This window comes from Pseudomonas sp. B21128, from assembly GCF_044218865.1.
Lineage (GTDB): Bacteria > Pseudomonadota > Gammaproteobacteria > Pseudomonadales > Pseudomonadaceae > Aquipseudomonas > Aquipseudomonas iridis.
Genome location: NZ_CP162590.1, coordinates 84121 through 105435, shown reverse-complemented (window position 1 = coordinate 105435; position 21315 = coordinate 84121). Strand labels below are relative to the sequence as shown.

The following is a 21315-nucleotide window of genomic DNA, read 5'->3' as shown; positions in this document are numbered from 1 at the left end:
GAAAAGGACGTCGCGACCGTGCGGAGCAAACCACATGAACGTGCACAGCAGAACACCGACGCTTTCGGCGCACGACCCGCGTGGGTTGCCGGTTCGTAGGGTCGACTATTGGCGCACCGAGGTGGATGAGCCTGTTCAAACCCGCGTCAACCGCACGCTGCATGACGTAGCCGGGCGCGCTGTCGCCCAGTGGGATCCACGTTTGTGGTCGCTGCACATGAGCGATCCGCAGACTCCGGCCAATCTGACCTCGGTGTATTTGCTGAACGGCCAGATGCTGCGCTCGGACAGCGTTGATGCCGGCATGCAGATCGTCTTGCACGGTGTGGGTGCGCACGTGCTGTTCGATTGGGACAGTCGAGGCACTCGTCGCGAAACACAACACGATCTGCTGCTGCGTCCGTTGGCGGTGTTTGAAGAAGGCGAGTCGCAGCCTCGTCTATGCGTCGAGCGTTTCATGTATGGCCAGCCCGAGACGGCTGACCCGACCCGCAACCAGCTCGGCCAGTTGCTTCGCCACGATGATCCGGCGGGCAGTCTGCTGTTCGAAACCTTTTCCATCAGCGGCCAATGCAGCGAAAACAACCGACACTTCACCCCGCAACCCGTTATCCCGGACTGGCCCGAACCGATTGATGAACGGGCGCGGTTGTTGGAACCCGGCGAGGGTGCAACGACCCAATGGCGTTTCGGGCCACAGGGCCAGGTGATCGAACAGGTCGATGCGCGGGGCCATCGGCATTTCAGCGAATTCACCCTCGATGGCCGTCTACGCGCCCGTCATCTGCAACTGAAACATCAAGCCCGGCCGCGAACGCTGGTCTCTGCCATAGCTCACAACGCTGACGGACAAGTCACGCAGGAGTTGGCGGGCAACGGGGTGCTGACAGCACTGACCTATCGGCCCGAAGATGGTCGCCTGCTTGAGCGCAGCGCTGTAAAGGCCAACGGTGCGGCTTTGCAGCTCCTTCGCTACGAATATGACCGGGTCGGCAACGTGCTGAGCATTGAGGACAAGGCACTGCCGATTCGTTATTTCGCCAATCAGCGTATCGACCCCGTCAGCCGGTTTACGTACGACAGTTTGTACCAATTGAGCGAGGCCACCGGGTGGGAGGCGGGGGCCGCGAGTCAGGGGCCAGAGTCTCTGGATCGCAATGATCCGGCGGCGTTGAGCAATTACCGCCAGCGCTATCGCTACGACGAATCCGGCAACCTGCTGGAGCTCCAGCATGTGGGTATGCGCAGCGGACGAAAGCTCAAAGCCGCGCGGTGCAGCAATCGCTGTCTGCCTTACCGCAACGACGTACCGCCCACAGAAGAGCAAATCGCTGCAGCGTTCGATCCCCGTGGAAATCTGCGGGCGCTGGAAGCAGGGCGCTCGTTGACGTGGGATTTGCGTAATGCTTTGCGGTCGATTACGCCGGTGGAGCGGGCCAGTGGGCTCAATGACATCGAGCAATACGTTTACGACGGTGGCGGACAGCGTGTGCGCATGACGCGTTCATTACAGACGAACTCTCGCGGCGTCGTCGGCGAAGTACGCTATTTACCGGGACTGGAATTGCGCAGTGAGCGTGGCAGCGCAGAACAACTGCAAGTCATCAGCGCCGAGGGCGGCCTCAACGTTGTGCACGTTTTACATTGGGACAGTGCACCACCGACTGGCGCCAACGACCTCTATCGGTACAGCCATACTGATCATTTGGGCTCGACCAGTCTGGAGCTCGGCGAGGATGCCCGCATCATCAGTCAGGAAACATTTCACCCGTTTGGCGAGACGGCGTGGAGCAAGGACAGTGAAGTCAGTTACAAAACCCTTCGTTATTCGGGCAAAGAACGGGATGCGACGGGGCTTTATTACTATGGTTTTCGGTACTACATACCGTGGCTGCAGCGCTGGGTGAATCCTGATCCCGCAGGGGCTGTGGATGGGCTGAATCTGTTCCGGATGGTCAGGAACTCACCCATTAACCGTCAAGACGAAAACGGGACAAATAGTTATGACGTTTTGAATCAACAGGAGAGCTATGCAAAAAAAAGGAGTATTGAAATCATCGCCCAGGGGCTTGATTCATTTCCGGCAAAAGAAAGGGATGCAACGAGCGAAGCATTAAAATTGGGGCTTGATTGGGTAACCAATGCCGAGAAAGCGTTGTCGCAGCCTTCGTTAAGCCTCTCCACCCGGAAAATTCTAACGATGATGTTTGATGAGCAGGACTTCTCGTCTGCGCGGGATGAAGACAGCTTCACTTCCTTGCTGCTGGCAGATATGAGGGACTTGAAGTCCTTCATGACGAAGTTGGCGAATGAACGCAGTCAGCGAATTTTTCTTGTCGATCAGATGCCGGGTATGGAAGCGATGTCATTCAATACGATCAATGACGGGAGCTTCATATGGATGAGCCGAAGTTATATTGAACGTAGCCACCGGGTTTCTTATACGCGAACAGTGGTTCATGAGGCCGCGCATGCCATGCGCACACACCAGGACCCGAATTTTGTAGCTGATTTCATGTATCTGAACTTTGGTGATGAGTGGAACACCGCCTCCGAGGAAGACATGAAGGACTATGTTCTGCTCGGGCGTTTGGACTCCGCAGAGAGCATGCGCGTTGCCCCCGATGAAAGTAAATTCAACCCTCGTGTACTTGGGCAATACAAGAATGCAGTGAATACAGGCTTGGAAAAGTTGGGCAAGGGCCCGGCAACGTCGCCGCGAAAGCGTGCAGATGCCTACATCGGTCATGTAAAAGTCCGGCAAAACGTTGCTCGGCGCAACGCAGATTCCGTGGCTGTATTTGCCATGCAGTTCGGACGTTGAGTTGTTGATGGAGCACTGAGCAAAAAAAAGCCCAACCCGCTGCGGATAGGGAACGCAACGGGCTGGGCGAGGGCTTCATGTTTTGCGGATCGTTTACTGCGCGATGGTTTTCACCGACACGCCGCGCTCGATCGGGGTGGAGCGGCCGTAGATATCTTCGAAGCGTTCGATATCGTCTTCACCCAGGTACGAACCGGACTGCACTTCGATGATTTCCAGCGGGATCTTGCCCGGGTTGCGCAGGCGATGCACCGAAGCGATCGGGATGTAGGTCGACTGGTTTTCGCAGAGCAGGAACACGTTGTCATCACAGGTCACTTCGGCGGTGCCGCTGACCACGATCCAGTGTTCGGCGCGGTGGTGGTGCATTTGCAGCGACAGGCACGCGCCCGGTTTGACCGAGATGTGCTTGACCTGGAAACGCCCGCCCATGTCTACCGAGTCGTACGAGCCCCACGGACGATAGACTTCGCAGTGGTTCTGGGTTTCGCTGCGGCCCTGCTCGTTGAGGGTGTTGACCATCTGCTTGACGCCCTGGACCTTGTCCTTGTGGGCAATCATCATCGCGTCCTTGGTTTCGACCACAACGATGTTTTCCAGGCCGATCACCGACACCAGTTTGCCGTTGCCGTGGATCATGCAGTTCTTGCTGTCCTGAATCACCACATCACCTTTGGTGACGTTGCCATTGGCGTCTTTCTCGTTGACTTCCCACAGCGACGACCAGCAACCAACATCGCTCCAGCCGGCGGTCAGCGGCACGACGCAGGCACGCTGGGTTTTTTCCATGACGGAGTAGTCGATGGAGTTGTCCGGGCAGCAGGCGAAAGTGGCTTCGTCCAGCGTGACGGTGTCGGCATCCTGCGCGCTACGCTCAAGGGTCAGCAGGCAGGTGTCGTAGATGTCCGGGTCGTGTTTTTTCAACTCTTCGAGGAAGCGGCTGGCGCGGAACAGGAACATGCCGCTGTTCCAGTAGTAGCCGCCGGACTGCACGTACTCGGTGGCGCGTTTGACGTCAGGTTTTTCGACGAAGTGCGAGACGCGGCTGACGCCTTCGGGCAGCAGCGAATCAGCGGTGGACTTGATGTAGCCGTAGCCGGTTTCCGGTTTGGTCGCCGGTACGCCGAACAGCACCATTTCGCCGTTTTCGGCAGCGACGGTGGCCAGGGCCAAGGCTCGTTGCAGGGCTTTCTGGTCTTCCAGCACGTGGTCGGCCGGCAGCACCAGCATCAACTCGTCACGGCCTTCATTGACCAGCATCATCGCGGTCAGCGCCACGGCCGGCGCGGTGTTGCGGCCGAACGGTTCCATCAGGATGCGCTGGCATTCCAGTTTGCGGTTGGCCAACTGCTCGTTGACGATGAAGCGGTGATCCTTGTTGCAGACCACGATCGGGGTGTCCATGCCTTCGAACACCAGGCGTTCCAGGGTCTGCTGGAACAGCGTGTGTTCGCCGGTCAGGGCGAGGAATTGCTTAGGGAACTGCTTACGCGAAAGCGGCCAAAGACGTGAGCCGCTACCACCTGACAAGATCACCGGAATCATATTGTTTACTCCATAAAATCGATTGGGTTAGAGCCACGAACGCTGTGTCGTTTCACTCTTGTTTTTGTCTCGTACCCGAACGCTCACCTCGGTCCCTGTGGGAGCCTGGCTTGCCAGCGATGGCATCACCTCGGTGCATCTGCAGAACCGCGGTGTCTGCATCGCTGGCAAGCCAGCTCCCACAGGGAGCCGGGTCAGTTCGGAAAATTGATTAGCGCGTCGACACCGGGCGTTTCACCCAGACTGGCGACAGGCTGCTGCCGGAACCGGTGACGTACAGCACTGCTGCTTCACCGCGCTCCAGGGCGACCGGCTTCACGTCGCCGACTTTCTTGTCACCTTCGTACAGCGCCAGGCTGACTTTCACCGGGTTGATTTCACGTTCGCCGCGGCCCTTGGCGGCCACGGTTTTGACCACTTCAGTCTTGCCGTCGGCCGTCTTCAGGGTCAGCGGCTTGTCGCTGAGGTTCTGCACGCGCACCAGGGATTTCTGCTTGTTCTTGAACGGCGGCTCTTCGATCAGTTGCGGCGCGCCGGAAGCGTTGTTGACCAGGGTGTAGTAATGGTCACCGGCGAGTTTCACCGGCAGGGTCTGGCTGCCGACCTTGGCGCTGTAGTCGCCGCCCGGCATGAAGCTGAAGTCGCTGCTGGCCAGTGGCGCAACATCGCTCAGGTTGGTGCTGCCAACGGTGGCGCTGACTTCAGCGTTGCTGGCGTTATAGATGCGCACGAAGCTCGAGCCTTTTGGCGCCGTAGGGCCGTAGAGGGCAGCATCGCCCCCCGCGAAGGCGGATACGGACAGCACGCTGAGGCCAGCAACCAGAGCGAAGCTTTTAGCGAGACGGCGAGGAGTTGTAGTGAAAGTCATGGTGTACCTCTCTTTCAGTTTTGCGCCCGGTCGGGCGTCTCGGATTGAGTGTTTGCAGCTACGTTTTGTTGGCGTGCGCCGGCTTGTTTAAGCTCTGCGACCCACTGCGGGTCGGCGTCACCGATTTCGTTGTTCACAGCCAGATAACGTTCAGGAAACTCCCAGATCAGCACTTGTGGCGGGCTGTTCTTGAAGTCATCGCTTTTGAGGTAGCTGAGCATCGGCAGGATCGGGCCGTGGCCGTCTTCGGCGTAGCTCACGACGTCGCTGTGCAGCGCTTGTTTCAGCGCACCGACGAAGTTCCAGTTCGGGTTGGCGCTGTAGCTGGTACCGATCAGCGCGACCGGCACTTCGCTGTTGGCGAACAGGGCGTCGTCACCGCCAGGTTGCTCGCCAGCGGCTACGGTGTTGCGCTTTTGCAGCGGCTCTTGCGCCGGCATCAGGTTTTCGAACAGTGGGTCAAGCGGCAGGAACAGACGCAGGTCGCCCTTGTGCGTGACCTTTTCCGCCGGCGTGGTGACGAAACGCTGCGGCTCGCCGCTGAGCGGGAACTTGTCGGCGATGGTCTTGGCCAGGGTGTTGGCGGCAACCTCGGCACCCTCTGGCGTCCAGTGAGTGTCGGTGCGCAGGAACACTTGTTGACCATTCTGCTTGGCCTGTTGCAATGGCTTGAGCAGATCGGGTGCAAGGATCTTGTCCGCCGCAACCCGTGCGTGGAAGTCCTCGTAAAGGTTGGCGTGAATGCTCGCCGGTTTCACTTCACCCAGGTGCTCCGGGTACAGACGAACCTTGGCCGGCACGATCGCCATCACCAGTTTCACGCCTTTGTCTTTCAGGGTCTGGCGCACGCCTTCGACCAGCGCGTAGTTGCCTTGCAGGTTCAGCTCTTCGTTGACGATCGGGTTGAATTCCTCATCGCTGTACAACCACTGATCGCGACCGAGCACGACGCCCGGACGACCTTCGTTGAACAGTTTGAAATCCAGCGCGGCCCAGAGGTTGGTGCCAAGACGCTTGATCGGAAACTCTTCGTCGTAGTGTGTTTCCACAGCCTTGGTCCAGCGACCGTTGAGCACCGTCGCGTCGGCGTTGGTGCTGAAGCCGAAGAAGCTGCGAACCGACCATAGACCCAGGACCAACAGGGTCACCAGGAACAGAGCGATGTAGAAGATGCGTAATGAGCGGGTCATGTCAGATCCCTCAGAACTGGAAGTAAAGGAACGGCGAGAAACTTTGCGCCGAGAGTTTGAGAATCGAGGCAATGAACAGCAGCAGAATCACGGCGCGCATTGCGTAGCGCGACCAGTCAGCGGTCCAGTAGGCCGGTTGCACCTGGGCTTCGACGCCGACGGTGTAGCCTGGCTCGTGGATGCTTGCCGGGTTGTCGCCGGGCACCGCTTTGATCATTCCTGGAGTTGCAGTGGCAGGGCCGTCGGCCTCGACGTTGACTTCAGGTTTGGCCTTGACCGGTGGCTGATTGGTGTACAGATCACGCAGGCCGAAGAACGCCAGCGTCACGTACGCCACCACCAGAGTTGCCACTTGCAGACCGGTGAGGCTGGCCTGATTGAGTTCCGACAGCGACCATTCGCCGAAGCTGAACATCGCGCCGTACATGCGACCGGCAACGTGCAGGTTCTCTGCGCGGAAGATCACCCAGCCCATCACCACCAGCAGGAACGTCAGGGCCCAGCGGATCGGGTTGAGGCTGCGTGGCGAGGTGTTCAGGCCCAGCGCTTTCTCGATGGCCAGCCACATGCCGTGCCAGGCGCCCCAGACGATGTAGGTGATGTTCGCGCCGTGCCACAGACCACCCAGAAGCATGGTCAGGAACAGGTTGCGATAGGTCATCAATGTACCTTTACGGTTACCGCCGAGGGTGATGTACAGGTAGTCACGCAGCCAGGTGGACAGGCTGATGTGCCAGCGACGCCAGAACTCGGTGATCGACTGACTGATGTACGGCTGCTTGAAGTTTTCCATGAAGCGGAAACCCATCATCAGACCCAGACCGATCGCCATGTCGCTGTAACCGGAGAAGTCGAAATACAGTTGCGCGGTGTACGCCAGCGCACCCAGCCAGGCATCGCCCGTGGTCGGGTTTTGCAGGGCGAAGCAATGGTCGGCAACTACCGCCAGGGTGTCGGCGATGAAGACCTTCTTGATGAAACCCTGCATGAACCGCGTGCAGCCCTCGGAGAACTTGTCGAGGGTGTGCGTGCGGTTGTTGAACTGGTCGGCGAGGTCGCGGAAACGCAGAACCGGGCCGGCAATCAGGTGCGGGAAGATTGCCACGAAGGCCGCGAAGTCGATCAGGTTGCGCGTCGCCGGGGTGTCACCGCGATACACGTCGATGATGTAGCTGATCGACTCGAAGATGTAGAACGAGATCCCGATCGGCAATAGCACGTGGGTCAGGATGAACGGCGACAGACCGACCGAGGTCATCATCGCGTTGATGCTGTCGACACCAAAGTTGGCGTACTTGAAGTAGCCGAGGATGCACAGATCCACTGCCACGCCGAGCAACAGCCAGCGTTGCGCCGGTTTGGTCCGCACGCCGGCAGCACCGACTTTCAGGCCGATCCAGTAGTTCCACAACGTGACGGCAGCGAACAGCGCCAGGAAGTCCACCCGCCACCACGCATAGAACACGTAGCTGGCGAGTAGCAGCAGCAGATTGCGATAACGAATCCCGCTCAGGTAGTACATGCCGAGAAAGATCGGCAAGAACAGAAACAGGAACACGTTGGATGAAAATACCATCCCGATCTCTCCAGTTTTAACCAACAGTCAAGGGCCAAAGCCCCCCCAAACCCCCCGTGGTAGTGGAGGGGTGATGCGTGTTTCCTTGAGGTTCGAGGAGGCCGTAAGACCGCGCCCCTCACTCCCCGCCCTCTCCCGGAGGGAGAGGGAGCCTGATCTCCATGGTTTTCAAAAATGGAGATCGACTCGGTTGTTCATGTCGCCAATGAAGCTGCCTGGATCCTGAGCTCGGCGCGAACTTTCAGGTCGGCGGATTTCGCCCAAGCAACTCGGTCAGTCCCCTCTCCCTCCGGGAGAGGGTTAGGGTGAGGGGCTCTTGCTTCATGAGCCTTTCCCGCCCTTTTCATGGGACGGGTCGTAGACCTTGGTCAGATCCCCGCCAAGGCGGAAGGTCTTGAACGGTTGCATGTCGCGCTTCTTCTCGATCACATCGGCCGGGCAGGTGTAGAGGGTGCAGAACGGTTCGAGCCAGGCGAATTTGGAGTCGACCTTGAGGTCGTCCATGTCTTGCTCTTTGCCGTTCTTCTTCTCGAATTCATCCGGGTCTTTCACACCCGACAGCACCCGCTCACCCAGACGTTTTAGCGCAGCGTTGTTTTCCTGACGCAGATCGACGCCATTGACCTGGGCAAAACTGGCGATCATCGCCAGCGGCGGCAGGGCGTAATTGTGGTAGGCGAGGGCGCGTTGCTGGCGCTTGAGTTCGTTCGGCAGGAAACCGTCGGCGTCGACCTGATTCACGCCGACCTTGTATTCCTTCACTGCCCAGTCAAACAGGTCGCGGCGGTTGGTGGCGATGGACGTCGCCATTACCGACCAGGCAGCCCAGTACGAGTGGTTGTTGGTTTTTTCCAGCGGCAGGTTGTCCCAATCGCTGACGACCTGGTCGGCCATTTTGCTGAACCAGGCCTCGATCAACTGCGCTTGCTGCTGATGCTGCGCCAGCGGATGCGAGTCGGAGAATTTCAGGCGAATGTACGAAGAGGCCATGCTGCCCAGCGCCCATTTGCGCATCGACTTGCCGGTGTGGTTGAAGTCTTTCGACATCAAGGCGTCAGCCTTGGCCCACGCGGTCAGCCAGTTGAGCGTGCATTCGAGCTGCTCCGGGCGACCGTCGCGCATGAATTGCATCACGCGTTTGGCGGTGCCGCGTTCCAGCGTGGTGATGTCTTTGGTGGTGTCGCGGAAGGCTTTTTCCGACTGCACGTTCAGGGTCGAACGGGCCTTGTCCGAGCCTTCGTATTTACTGCGAAATTGCAGCGCGCCGGTGTACGGCGTCGGCATTGCATCGCAGCCTTCGCTTTTGTCGCCAGTCTTGAATTTATCCACCGGGGCGAAATAGCCCTGAGGTGGACGCAATGGCGCGGCGGCCTGCGCGGTGCCGGCGAAGATCGCCAGCCCGAGCAGCGTCGGCGCTAAAAGAGTTTTCAATTTCGGATTTCGCATAGCAGACCTCATTGCCCGACCTGAGCGGTTTGTTGCCCAGCGCCCGGGAATACGTTGCGTTTGCAGATTTTCGCTTCGACTTTCTGTGGCGCGGCGCCCGCTTCCGGGCCCTGGACTTCGACTGCCAGCAGGTTTTGCGAGGCCCAGTCTTCGTCCGTGCGCAACTCAAAGGCGAAACGACCGTCGGTGTCGGAGGTTTCCGGCTTCTCGATCTTGATGTCCTCGTGGCGACCGTTCATGTACCAGAGGGTGGCTTGCAGGGTTTTCACCGAGGTGTCGGCGAAGCGAATGTCGACCTGATGGCTGCTGTTTTGCAGGTTCAGGTTCTTGCTGTTGACCAGCAGTTCTTGTTTGCTGCCCGGCTTCAGTGTGGCGCTGCCGGTCATCTGTGCATCTTTGCCTTCGCAGCCGTTGTCGAGCAGCGCCATCATCTGGCGGTAGATGGTTTCCTGGTCGAGGCGATACAGCGGCGAGAATTCCCAGATGAGAATTTTCGGCGGGGTTTTCTGGAATTCGTCGCTGCCCAGGTACTGCAACATCGAACCTTCCAGACCACCGCCCGGGAACGCGACGTTGAGGATGTCGGCACCAATCGACTCTTCGAGGAAACCGGCGAAGTTGTAGTTCTTGCCGCTGTGCGAAGTGCCGACCAGGGTGATTTGCGGGTTGCCGGAATCACCGAACAGGTCGCCGTCGCCCGCTTCGCCTTTCGGCTCGGTGGTGAACTGGTCCATGTACTGGATCGCGTAACTGGTGCCGCACAGTTGCCCGGCCATGTTGTGCAGGGTACCTGTCTTGCCCATGCGCCCGGACTTCTTGGTCTCGAATTCACGCTTGGGAATGTCGGCGAAGGCCGGGATCTGCTTGACCTTCTCGGCGACGATTTTGGCCGTGCGCTGTGCGCCGTATGGCGTCCAGTGCTGGTCGCCACGGAAGTAGAAATCGTGGGCTGGCAAGGTGTCTGGCAGCGATTCATTGGTCAGCGGCGACAAGTCCGGCACCACGTAACCCATCTTGGCGAAACGGCCGAGCATGGTCTTGTAGTTGCCCAACGCTTTCTCGTAATCGAACGCGGCTTTTTCTTGCGGGTTGAGCTTGTTGCGGTTCACCAGGCCACGGGTCGGCTGATAAACGATCACCAGCTCGACGCCTTTGCTCTTGAACGCATCGTGCAGTTGCTGCATGCGTTTGTAGCCGGCCGGGGTGGTGTTGAACTCGGTGCGCAGGTCTTCCTGGGTACGGAACAGCCAGTCGCCTTGCGCCTGTACCAGCGTGGTGAAATTCTGCTGATAACGCGTGGTGTAGTTCTTCGCGTCATGCGCTTCCGGGCACAGGTTGCAGCACGGATCAGCGGTGAACTTGGGCGGTGTGACGGCGCTGGTTTCATCTGCGCGGGCACCATTGCTGGCCGCCAGAATGCCCATGGTCAGGGCCGACAGGCTGAGTAATTTGATCAAGTGTGGGTGCATAAAATTATCCTCAGTCCTGCATTTCGGTCTGGCGTTCGACAGGGTCGATCAGCACGGCTTTCTGCTGGCGCACCAGCAGGTCAAGAATTTCATCCTGGCGCTCGCCCAGGATGCCGTTGAAGCTGATGCCGCTGGATTTGGTCGGCGCCAGCATCGATACGCGATACAGCTCAACACTCAACGGCGAGTCGATCGACAGCGGGCCGCTGCCATTGGCCGCCAGCTCACCGCCGACCACGATCAGCGAAACCTGTGCATCGAACGGATCGAGCTTGATGTCGCGGTCGGTGTCGGTCAGGTCTTTGATGTGGCCGTAGACGCCGGTCAGACCGTTGGCCATGGCGATGTTTTCGTAGAGGCGAATGTTCACGCTGTTACGAATGCGGATGCCGTGGCGCTTGTTGCTGATGACCTTGTTGCCCCACAGCAGATTGTCGGCAGACTCGTAGAGGGTGATGCCGTCGGTGTGGTTCTTGTAGATCTCGTTGTAGGCAATGATGTTGTTGACGCTGTTCCGGTCGATCACCAGGCCCGAGAGTTTGTTGTCGTAGCTTTTGTTGTTGAAGATGAAGCTGTCGTTCACTTCGCGGGAAATGATGATCCCGTGCTTCTTCTTCGTCCCGTAAACGGTGTTCTCGGCAATGATCAGGCCGTGTGAACGGTCGTGCGGGTCGATGCCATAGACGATGTTGTCTTTGTAGGTGTTGCCCTTGACCACGAAGTCGCGGGTTTCATAGCAGTAGAAGCCGTACCACATGTCCGAGAACTCGGAACCGACGATCCAGCCAGTCGGCTCGGCGCGCTTGAGGACCTTGGCCATGTTTGGCGTGTACTGGGAAATACTCACACCGTACGACTTACTGTTGGCGTAGCCGAAGCTGGCCATCTTGCTGTTGACGATGTAAGTCTCGGTACCACCCCAGGCGAGCAGGAACGGGCGGAATTCTTTCGGCGAACGGAAGGTTGCCGGGCCGTTTTCCTTCTCGCGCCAGCCAGTGATTTTGGTATCACGCACGAACAGCTGACCGTCGTTGACCAGGAACGACCCGGCCTCTTGGGACAGGCGCAATTCCTGAGTCTGGCCGTCGATTTCGAGGATGCCCTTGCGGCCAACCACGATCGGCAACTTCGCCAGGTACACGCCCGGCGCGGTTTCGCTGAAGTACTGCTTGGGCAGTTTCTTCGCCAGATCCTTGAGGTTCATGTAGCCGTCGTCGACGAAGATCGCCTGCGGAATACCGTGCTGACGCACCACCCACTCGGCCATCTTGTTGTCGCCGCCGATGAAGTCCTTCAGGGCGTCTTCCTGCATCATCCGGCGCACGCTGACCTTGCCCGCTTTGCTGCGAACGATCTTCGCGGCGGCGGCTTCGGCGGTGTAGCCGGAGATGTCCGGCAGTGTCGGCGCGGCGAGGTTCAGCGCCTCGGTCGGTGCGCTGCTGACGGTGTAGGTCTTGGCTTGTTGCAGCTCTTTCGCCGTGGTCGCTGGCTTCGCCGGCTCTACGCTGGCGAAGGCGCCTGCCGAGGCCAGCAGCATCGCGCCGGCCAGCAGGCTGAGTGAGCCTTTGCGGGCACTGTTCATGTCGGGCACTCCCTTGGCGGTTGGCATCAGAAGCGCCAGATCACGTCGATGAACGCACGGTGCATGTACGAATCAACCTGCTTGCCATAGGCATCGCCCGGCTTGAACACGCCGCCACGGAAACGCACCAGGGCCGAAGGCTCATCGATCGACTGGCTCAACGCCGCCGGCAACAGGCCTTGCTTGAAGTACTTGGTGACGACCAGATCCATCTCCTGCCCCATGTCCTTGTTGCCGTCTTCAAGCGGCAAAGAGGTGCTGGACAAGATGGCGCCGGTGACGTCGTCGGTGTTGTTCTCGACGGCGTTGATACCGTTGCTGCCGACTGGCTTGTTGCCGTCGACGCGCCAGAATTTGTGGTAGATCAGGCTGGCGTCGTACTCGTCATTGAGCATCCACGAACCGAACAACGTAGCGGTCTGCATGTTGTTCATTTCGCCACGGAACGCTTCGCCGAAACGGTGAACGCGTGAACGTGTACCGGTGTAGTTCGAGCGGTTGCTTTCCAGACCGGTCTGTTCGTAATCGGCGCTGGCGCGGGCATAGGCGGCACCGACTTGCCACTGCGGATCGAGGCGCAGACGCACGCCGATGTCAGTGGCCCAGCCGTTGACGTCATCGCTGCGTTTGGCCTGCGTCGGACGGCTGCCATCGGCATTCAGTGCGTTGACCGTGTCGCGGTCGCCGCTCATGCCGGTGATGCTGCCCCAGTAGTTGACGGTGTTGGTGTTGCGCCAGTTGTAGGCGTCGCTGTCGGCGGTGAGGCCGATCCAGCTGATGTCGCCATTCTCTTTCTTGTCCAGCGAATCGCCGGCAACGCCAGGTTCCGGATAGTCGAGTTTGCCGTCATCGTGAGTATGGTGACCGCGAATCCCGACCCAGTTACCCGGTGTCCACTGGTAAGCGGCATCGGCGTAGGCGTGGAGGCGATCCTTGTCTTTCGGCGCCAGCTCTTTGAGGTCAGTGCGGTACTCGCTGAAGCGTTCGGCAACACCGGCGTTGGCACGCAACAGGGTGGTGTCGAAGGTCCAGTTCAGCGCTTCGATGTTGGTGTCGCGCCATTGGCCGTCGTCATTGCGCAGGCGCTGGCGACCGAGCTTGAGCATCTCGCCCGGGTAAGGCGTCAGGCCGCTGTAGCCGACCCAGAATTCGCGCATCGCCAGGTAGTTTTTCTTGGTCTTGCGATCACCGTTGTCGGTGGTCTGGGTGCCGTCGCTGTCGGACTGCTGCAGGGTGTCGGTCTCGATGATGTCAGTCGAGGTCACCGCTTGGCCCATCGCGTAGGCGCTCCACGCGCCGCTTTCGCCGTAGACCCACGGACGCAGGTCGAGGCCGACGCCGTTGACGTCGCCGCCACTGGCGGTGCCGAGGTCACGGTCGTCTTCGGACTGGCCGGTGACTTTCACTTCCAGGCCGAAGTTCTTGCTTTCAGTCATCGCGGCCAGTGTCGGGCAAGACCAGATCAGCGCGAAGGTGAGGCCAATACCGGCCTTCACGAATGGATTGAGCTTCATAGTTTTTCCTCGCCGTCTTCTTCTTGCAGGGCGTGCAGTTGCAGCGTGTTCGGGTTCAGGGCGCCACGGCTGGCCCTCTCCTGTTGCAGCAGGCGCTGGGCTTCGGCCATACGCTCGGGCGGCAATTGGGCTGCGACCGTGGTCGCCAGCTCATCGGCCTGCGGGGTGTTTTGATCTTTGGCCAATTGGCTGAACACATAAGCGTTGAGCGGATCAGGCTTGGTGCCCTTGCCTTGGGAAAACAGTTGGGCAATGGCGAAGTCGGCGCTGTTCTGGCCGTTGCGCGCAGCGGTCAGCAGATGGTCGAGGGCCTTCTGCGGGTAGACCTTGCCCAGGTAACCACGGCGATAGATCTGGCCGAGGTAATAGTCGGCGGCCACTTCACGGCCGACGGCTTTCTGGAAATGTTCTTCGGCGACTTTCGCATCGGCCGGGACCACTTTGCCTTCGTAGTAGAGCTTGCCCAGCAACAGCTCGGCGCGCGGCTGGTCGGCGGCGCGGCCGTTGTCCAGGTACTTCATCATCTGATCGACGTCGCCCAGTTCCGGGAAGTCGTAGAGCAATTGCGCGAGGGTGACCCACGACGCCGGGTAGCCCGGAGCAATTGGCTCAAGCAGCGACTGCGCGGTTTTTTCGTCAGTCTTGCCCAGGGTCGAGTCGGCCAGCACACGGGCGACCGAATCGACACGCTGAGCGGTGACAGTGCCGCGGCTGTAACCGGCCTGCATCTGCTTGATCAGCTCGGCCTGTTGCTCTGGCTGGGCACGTTTCTGATAGACCGTGGCCAGTTCGACGTAGCAGATGTCAGTGGTGTTGAGCGTGGCTTTGCAGATTTTTTCCACGTCATCCAGATGCTGGTCGTAAGTGCCTTGGGTGCGATACAGCAGCACCTGCGCCAGACCTGCTTCCGGGTAGCCGGATGTGCGCCACTGATCGATCTGCTGCTGAGCGTTGATGTTCGGGAAGCTGTGCGGGTATTGCAGGTAGAGCATCGCCAGCGGGATCAACGTGTTGCCTTCGCCATTGGCGGCGGCTTTTTTCAGCAGGGTTTCGGCTTCGTGGTGCTCGGCCTCGGTCGAACCGGGCTTGGCCACCAGCAAGCGACCCAGACGGGCCTGGGCACGCGGCGAAACGCTGGCCGCTGCGCGATAGGTCGCTTCGGCCTGTTTCATTTGCGCAGGGTCGCGGCTGTCGACCTGGATATCAGCGAGGCCCACTTGCGCTTCGCTGTAGCCCAGATCGGCCAGTTGCTGATAATTCTGCGCAGCGGTGGCGGTGTCGCCACGCTTGAGCGCTTCGTTGGCCAGGCGCTGATCGGGCAGGCCGGCGCAACCGGCGAGGCTGACTGCCAGTGCCAATGCACACACCGATCCTGTGTGGGAGCTGGCTTGCCAGCGATTCAGGCGACTCGGTGTTTCAGTCAGACCACATTGATCCGATCGCTGGCAAGCCAGCTCCCACAGGGATCGTGGCGTTCTGAAAAGACGGGTGATAGTCACAGGCATGTCCTCGACTTAAAGACCGGCAGCCATGGCTTTGTCGATCAGCCAGTTCAGGTTCGGGCCACGGTCGCTGTTCACTTCCACCGGACGGCCGGCGAGGCTGCTGTCGAGGGACTCGTCAGGCTTGATCTGTACGCGGATGTCTGAGGACAGGTCGGCGCTTTTCAGGCTGGTGCTGCTGACGATCTTGCCGGTGCGGATCTTGTCTTCGCCGGCGATCTGGAAGCTCACCGGGGTGCCCGGACGCACGTCGCCGAACTGGCGATAGGAGAAGCGTGCTTCCACATTGGCCTCGGTGTTGCGCGGCACCAGTTGGAAGATCACATCGCCCTTGCTCGCGTATTGACCGTCAGCCACCAGTTGCTGGGCCACGGTGCAATCGCACGGCGAGGTGAGGGTGCCGGTCATTTGCTTGCCGAACAGTTCTTCAACCTTGGCGGGCGACAGTTGATCTTCCTGCATGTGGCCCTTGAGCACGTCGAGCATGCTGGTGCTGAAGGTCGCCAGTGGCGCGCCTTTGGCCGCAACGCCGTCGGACTTGATCAGGCTCTGCACGGTGCCGTCACGCGGCATGGTGATGTTCATGCCCGGTACGCTGACCAGACCGGCCTGCGCATGGCTGACGAAGTACATGCCGTACACCGATTTGGCAATGAACCCCGCCGCGATCAGACCGACCGCGAAGATCCCGGCGCTGAACGTCACGGCTTTCAGACGCCCGAACGGGGTCATGCCGTGGCCGCCGTCCTTGACCTTGCGTGCCTTGGTGAAGTTGTCGCGCTGCAGGGTCGCCAGTACTTCACCCATGCTCACGATGTCGCCGGCCAGGTGCGAAGTGATCAGGTGGCGCAGGGTGGAAATATCCTGCGGCTCTAGGTTCTGGAACTGGCAACCGACGCGGCCGGTCTGGCGGTCGAAGGAGCGCACCTGCAGCTCGACGTCCATGGCCAGACCGAGGTTGTCGATCACAAACTGCAGGCGAGCCTTGTGCACCTGGCCGATGGTCAGCGGCATCTGCCCGGCGTTGAACGCCAGGCCGCCGGCGGACAGATCCAGCACGCGGGTTTCCAGCGGCGTCCGGTCAGGGCCGAAGAAACGCAGTTTGGCCGGGATTTTCACTCGGGCGTGCTGGCGCTGGGCTTCGGATTCATGCACTACGTTGGCGTTGACGGCGGTATTCATAGGGGCGATTTCCTTGTTAATTCAATAGGGGCGGGTCAGACCATCATCAGCAGCACGGCGACAAAAATGCTGCCGGCGGAGAAGGTCATGGTCCGAGACGACCAAGTGTTGAACCAACGTTGAAAGCTGGCGAGATCACGGGTCAGGGAAGTGGGCTGGCGAGTCCAGGATTGTTGGTCGAGGCGGAAGAACACGTAGATCTTCACCAACGCACCGACGATCTGGTTGTAATAGAGAATCGCCGGGTAGGCCGGGCCGATCCGGTGACCGGAGCAGGACAACAGCAGCGTCAGAATCAGGCGGGTGATGCCGATCCACAGCAGGTACACCAGGATGAACGCGGTGCCGTACTTGAAGCTGGCGATGATTGCCACGGTCAGGCCGAGCAGCGATGTCCACATCGACACGCGCTGGTCGAACAGTACCAACGAGGTGAAGGCGCCGAGGCGTTTCATGCCCAGGCCCAGCGCTCGCGAGTTCTGGCGCAGGTTGTTGCCGTACCAGCGGAACATCAGTTTGCGGCTGGCCTTGATGAAGCTCTTTTCCGGCGGGTGTTCCACGGTGTGGATCGCCGCGTCCGGCACATAGAATGTGTCGTAGCCAAGGCGCATCAGGCTGAACCAGCTCGACTTGTCGTCGCCGGTCAAAAACTTGAAACGGCCCAGGCGCCAGTGCTGCAGCGAGTCGCTTTCCACGTCAGCGATGAAATCCGGATTGGTCACCACGGAGGCGCGGAATACCGACATCCGGCCGGTCATGGTCAGGACGCGTTTGGACAGGGCCATCGAGCACATGTTGATGTGGCGTTGGGCGAAGCGCAGCTTGTGCCATTCGCTCATGATGTAGCCGCCGCGCACCTCGCAGAATTCGTTGGTAGTCAGGCCGCCGACGTTGCCGAACATCTGGAACCACGGCACGGTTTTGCGTACCACGCCCTCGGCGAGCACGGTGTCGCCATCGATGACGGCGACGACGGCGCGGTCGTCCGGCAGGTGCCGGGAGATCGCGCGGAAACCGTAGGCCAGGCCATCGCGTTTGCCGGTACCGGGAATGCGCACGAAGTCGAGTTTCACTCGATCCGGCGGATTCATGCGCGCCCACAGCGCTTTGACCAGCAGCTCATCGGACATTTCGACGATGGAGCAGACCATCGTGGTCGGCAGTCCGCAGTCGATCGCTTCGCGGATCACCGAGCTGTAGACCTGCGCTGTGGTCAGCGCGTCGATACGGAAACTGGTGACCATCAGGTACACGTGCGACGGATCTGCCGCCTTGCCCAGCTTGCGCACTTTACGGCGCAGGTGCGGGTAGACGATGTAGAGAAAAATCATGCCGCGCACAAAGTGCGTTGCACCCATCGAGTAGCGCCAGATACCCACGGCGCCAATCAGGAAAATGAAGTCCTTCGACTCGGAGTCGAACGTGGACGTGGGCAGCATCAAGGCCAGGCCCATCAGCAGACTGAGATAAAAAAGCCAGCCGGCGGATTGCAGAAAAAAATGTTTGAGCTTGTTCGACATAACCGTCATCCGAAGGTGAGAAGGCTTCAAGCCGCAAGCTGCGAGCTGCAAGCAAAACGCTTTGGCTTGCAGCTCGAGGCTTGTCGCTTAGGGCTGCTTTACCAGCAGATACCTTCGGTACGGGTGCCGGCGTCAGTGGCTTTGGCCATGAAGCCGACCAGGTCGATAACCTGTTTGCCGTCCGGCGCTTGCTGAGCCAGCGCACGGAATTTCTCGTCGCGGTTGCCGAGGATGATCACGTCGGAGTTGTCGATCACCGAATCGAAGTCTGCGTTGAGCAGGGACGACACGTGCGGGATCTTCGACTCGATGTAGTCCTTGTTCGCGCCGTGAACACGGGCGTACTCGACGTTGCTGTCGTAGATGCTCAGGTCGTAACCCTTGCCGATCAGCATTTCGGCCAGTTCCACCAGCGGGCTTTCGCGCAGGTCGTCGGTGCCGGCCTTGAAGCTCAAGCCGAGCAGGGCGACTTTGCGTTTGTCGTGGCTTTCAACGATGTCGAAGGCGTTTTGCACTTGCGATTCGTTGCTGCGCATCAGCGAGTTGAGCAGCGGCGCTTCGACGTCCAGCGAGCCGGCGCGGTAGGTCAGGGCGCGAACGTCTTTGGGCAGGCAAGAACCGCCGAAAGCAAAGCCTGGGCGCATGTAGTACTGGGACAGGTTGAGGGTCTTGTCCTGGCAGACCACGTCCATCACTTCACGGCCATCGACGCCGACGGCTTTGGCGATGTTGCCGATCTCGTTGGCGAAGGTCACCTTGGTGGCGTGCCAGACGTTGCAGGTGTACTTGATCATCTCGGCAACGGCGATGTCCTTGCGGATGATCGGTGCGTCGAGTTCTTCGTACAGCGATTGCAGAACGTCGCCCGAGGCCTTGTCGAACTCGCCGATGACGGTCATCGGTGGCAGGTCGTAGTCGGCAATCGCGGTGGATTCACGCAGGAACTCAGGGTTGACCGCAACGCCGAAATCGACGCCAGCCTTTTTCCCGGAGCAATCTTCGAGGATCGGGATGACAACGTTTGCGACAGTGCCCGGCAGTACGGTGCTGCGCACCACGATGGTGTGGCGGGTGGTCTTGTCACGCAGGACAAAACCGATCTCGCGGCACACGGCCTCGATGTAGTTGAGTTCCAGGTCGCCGTTCTTCTTGCTCGGCGTACCGACGCAGATCATCGACAGATCGGTGTCACGAATCGCTTCGGCGAAGTTAGTCGTACCGCGCAGACGACCGTTCTGAATACCTTGCTGCAACAGCTCGCCCAGACCGGGTTCAACAATCGGAGATTTGCCAGCGTTGATCATGTCGATCTTGTCTTTGGCAACATCGACGCCCACGACGTCATGGCCCCGTGCAGACAGGCAACCGGCACAAACTGCGCCAACGTAACCCAAACCAAATATGCTGATGCGCATCGCAATTACCTCTGTATATATCAGGCCAAAGAAGGCCGGAGTTAATGGTGTTCAGCGTTAAAAGTGCACTCGAAAGTGCGGCGCGCAGGCGTCACAATGCCGTGTGCAGGCATACTAATTTTCGAGTGTCTAAATAAGTGCACTCAAGATGTGCGCAACTAGGCCTTGTTGTTATGACCTGCCCTGTTATGCAGCCGATCTCCATTGTTGGAGACCTTGGTGCAATCGGTTTGCGCGCTTGATGTCTGGCGAATAGTCATACAAATCAAGCGGTTGTGTACTCAGGCGAGCACGTTTATAGGGGCGTGGCCACGGCCTTGCAGGGGATATTAATGGTGCGTATCTCCTGAACTTCGGTTTGTTTTCAGACTAGTTAGTCATCTAGGCAAGTTGCTGTGACAACTTGGTTACATGACTATCTGCCCTGCGTAAGTTATCTCGTACAAACTCGGCGAGAATCGTTACCGGTGGTATGAGCTATGCATTTGGACGAAGTTCCTGCCCACTCATCGCGAAACCTGAAATTTCTTGAAATATTGTCCTAGATGGCACCAATCTCATTTTGATGGCACTTTCGTTTTCGACCTTTAATAACAGGCGAATAATCACGTTAGATAGTTTTGTGCCACTACCGTGAAAAAAATTAGGTGCCACTACTGAAAAAAATGATCAGTGTCGAGTGAAACTAATATTAGAAAAGAGGGTGTTGATTTTATGGCGCCATAAAAATGGCGATAGGTGGGGAGGGTTTTTCGACATCGTGCGAGCTGCACGACTCTTGGCGGAAAGAGTCGTGCAACAGGCATGCTTTATTCGGGGGCGTGATCGCGCAAAAACACCAGATTGTCCGGTTTCGACTGTTCAGCACTGTAGCGATAGCCCTGAACATCGAACTGCTTGAGGTGGGCGGGATCGTTGATGCCTTCCTGGATCACGAAACGGCTCATCAGGCCACGGGCCTTTTTTGCGTAGAAGCTGATGATTTTGTACTGGCCGTTTTTCAGATCCTTGAAATCCGCATTGATGATTCGCGCATTCAACGCGGTGCGTTTGACAGCCGAGAAGTACTCGTTGGACGCCAGGTTGAGCAGCAAGTCATCGCCTTGCTCGGCCAATGCTTCATTCAGCCATTCACTGATGCGCGTGCCCCAGAACGCGTACAGATCCTTGCCGCGCGCGTTGGCCAGTTTGGTGCCCATCTCCAGACGATACGGTTGCATCAAGTCCAGTGGGCGCAGCAGGCCATACAGGCCGGAGAGCATGCGCAGGTGTTTTTGCGCGTAATCGAAATTCGCTTCGCTGAATGACTGCGCGTCGAGGCCGGTGTAGACGTCACCCTTGAATGCGAGCAGCGCCTGCTTGGCGTTTTCCGGGGTGAACGCTGGCGTCCAGCTGCCGAAACGCGCGGCATTGAGCCCGCCGATCTTGTCGGAGACGTGCATCAGCTCGCTGATCTGCGCCGGCGATAGCTCGCGCAACTGCTGGATCAGTTCCTGGGAATGGTCCAGATATTGCGGCTGGGTGAAGCGCTGGGTCGCCGGCGGCGTTTCGTAATCGAGGGTCTTGGCGGGGGAAATCACCATCAGCATGAAGTCGTCTCCTTTAATCGTGGGGGCGATTCTAGGGGGTTGGGGCGGTTGACTCCAGCTATGGGGGTTATAGGTATGGGTACGCTTGGGCAT

14 protein-coding genes are annotated in these 21315 nt (G+C 59.1%); 1 reads left to right on the top strand and 13 read right to left on the bottom strand.

Going from position 1 to position 21315, the window contains the following annotated elements; all coding sequences use genetic code 11:
• Positions 1-34: 34 nt before the first annotated feature.
• Positions 35-2824 carry an RHS repeat domain-containing protein gene (locus AB4P91_RS00470; protein ID WP_395604084.1) on the top strand — a complete coding sequence of 930 codons (2790 nt, stop codon included), beginning with the start codon at positions 35-37 and terminating at the stop codon, positions 2822-2824.
• Positions 2825-2917: 93 nt separating this feature from the next.
• Here AB4P91_RS00470 and AB4P91_RS00465 read toward each other — a convergent pair whose 3' ends face one another.
• The 13 genes from AB4P91_RS00465 to yaaA all read right to left on the bottom strand — a co-directional run bounded on the left by AB4P91_RS00465 (position 2918) and on the right by yaaA (position 21222).
• On the bottom strand, positions 2918-4369 hold the full coding sequence (locus AB4P91_RS00465) for a mannose-1-phosphate guanylyltransferase/mannose-6-phosphate isomerase (RefSeq protein WP_150594972.1): 1452 nt from the start codon (positions 4367-4369) through the stop codon (positions 2918-2920).
• Positions 4370-4580: 211 nt separating this feature from the next.
• Positions 4581-5237, bottom strand: a complete 657-nt coding sequence (locus AB4P91_RS00460; RefSeq protein ID WP_150594971.1) for an alginate O-acetyltransferase AlgF — start codon at positions 5235-5237, stop codon at positions 4581-4583.
• A gap of 14 nt (positions 5238-5251) precedes the next feature.
• Entirely contained in the window at positions 5252-6427 is a 1176-nt protein-coding gene (locus AB4P91_RS00455; RefSeq protein ID WP_395604083.1) for an alginate O-acetyltransferase, read from the bottom strand.
• 10 nt (positions 6428-6437) lie between these two features.
• A complete protein-coding gene (locus tag AB4P91_RS00450; RefSeq protein ID WP_150594969.1) occupies positions 6438-8003 on the bottom strand; it encodes an MBOAT family protein in 1566 nt (521 codons plus the stop codon).
• Between the two features lie 321 nt (positions 8004-8324).
• On the bottom strand, positions 8325-9449 hold the full coding sequence (locus AB4P91_RS00445; RefSeq protein ID WP_395604082.1) for a mannuronate-specific alginate lyase: 1125 nt from the start codon (positions 9447-9449) through the stop codon (positions 8325-8327).
• Between the two features lie 8 nt (positions 9450-9457).
• Positions 9458-10918, bottom strand: a complete 1461-nt coding sequence (locus AB4P91_RS00440) for an alginate O-acetyltransferase (RefSeq protein WP_150594967.1) — start codon at positions 10916-10918, stop codon at positions 9458-9460.
• 10 nt (positions 10919-10928) lie between these two features.
• Complete coding sequence (gene algG / locus AB4P91_RS00435) at positions 10929-12500, bottom strand: mannuronan 5-epimerase AlgG (RefSeq protein ID WP_150594966.1); 1572 nt, start codon at positions 12498-12500, stop codon at positions 10929-10931.
• A gap of 26 nt (positions 12501-12526) precedes the next feature.
• Entirely contained in the window at positions 12527-14014 is a 1488-nt protein-coding gene (locus AB4P91_RS00430; RefSeq protein WP_150594965.1) for an alginate export family protein, read from the bottom strand.
• A complete protein-coding gene (gene algK / locus AB4P91_RS00425) occupies positions 14011-15519 on the bottom strand; it encodes an alginate biosynthesis TPR repeat lipoprotein AlgK (protein ID WP_395604081.1) in 1509 nt (502 codons plus the stop codon). Before algK ends, AB4P91_RS00430 begins: the two co-directional genes overlap by 4 nt.
• Positions 15520-15528: 9 nt before the next feature.
• Complete coding sequence (locus AB4P91_RS00420; RefSeq protein ID WP_150594963.1) at positions 15529-16698, bottom strand: alginate biosynthesis protein Alg44; 1170 nt, start codon at positions 16696-16698, stop codon at positions 15529-15531.
• A 35-nt stretch (positions 16699-16733) separates the two neighbouring features.
• Positions 16734-18218, bottom strand: coding sequence for a mannuronan synthase (gene alg8, locus AB4P91_RS00415; RefSeq protein ID WP_395593400.1), 1485 nt, complete (start codon positions 18216-18218; stop codon positions 16734-16736).
• A gap of 98 nt (positions 18219-18316) precedes the next feature.
• The gene (locus AB4P91_RS00410; RefSeq protein ID WP_150594961.1) at positions 18317-19633 is read right to left on the bottom strand and encodes a nucleotide sugar dehydrogenase; all 1317 of its coding nucleotides are present in this window, start codon (positions 19631-19633) and stop codon (positions 18317-18319) included.
• 809 nt (positions 19634-20442) lie between these two features.
• Positions 20443-21222 (bottom strand): peroxide stress protein YaaA, encoded by a 780-nt coding sequence (gene yaaA / locus AB4P91_RS00405; RefSeq protein WP_150617198.1) that lies wholly within the window; start codon positions 21220-21222, stop codon positions 20443-20445.
• Between the last annotated feature and the right edge of the window lie 93 nt (positions 21223-21315).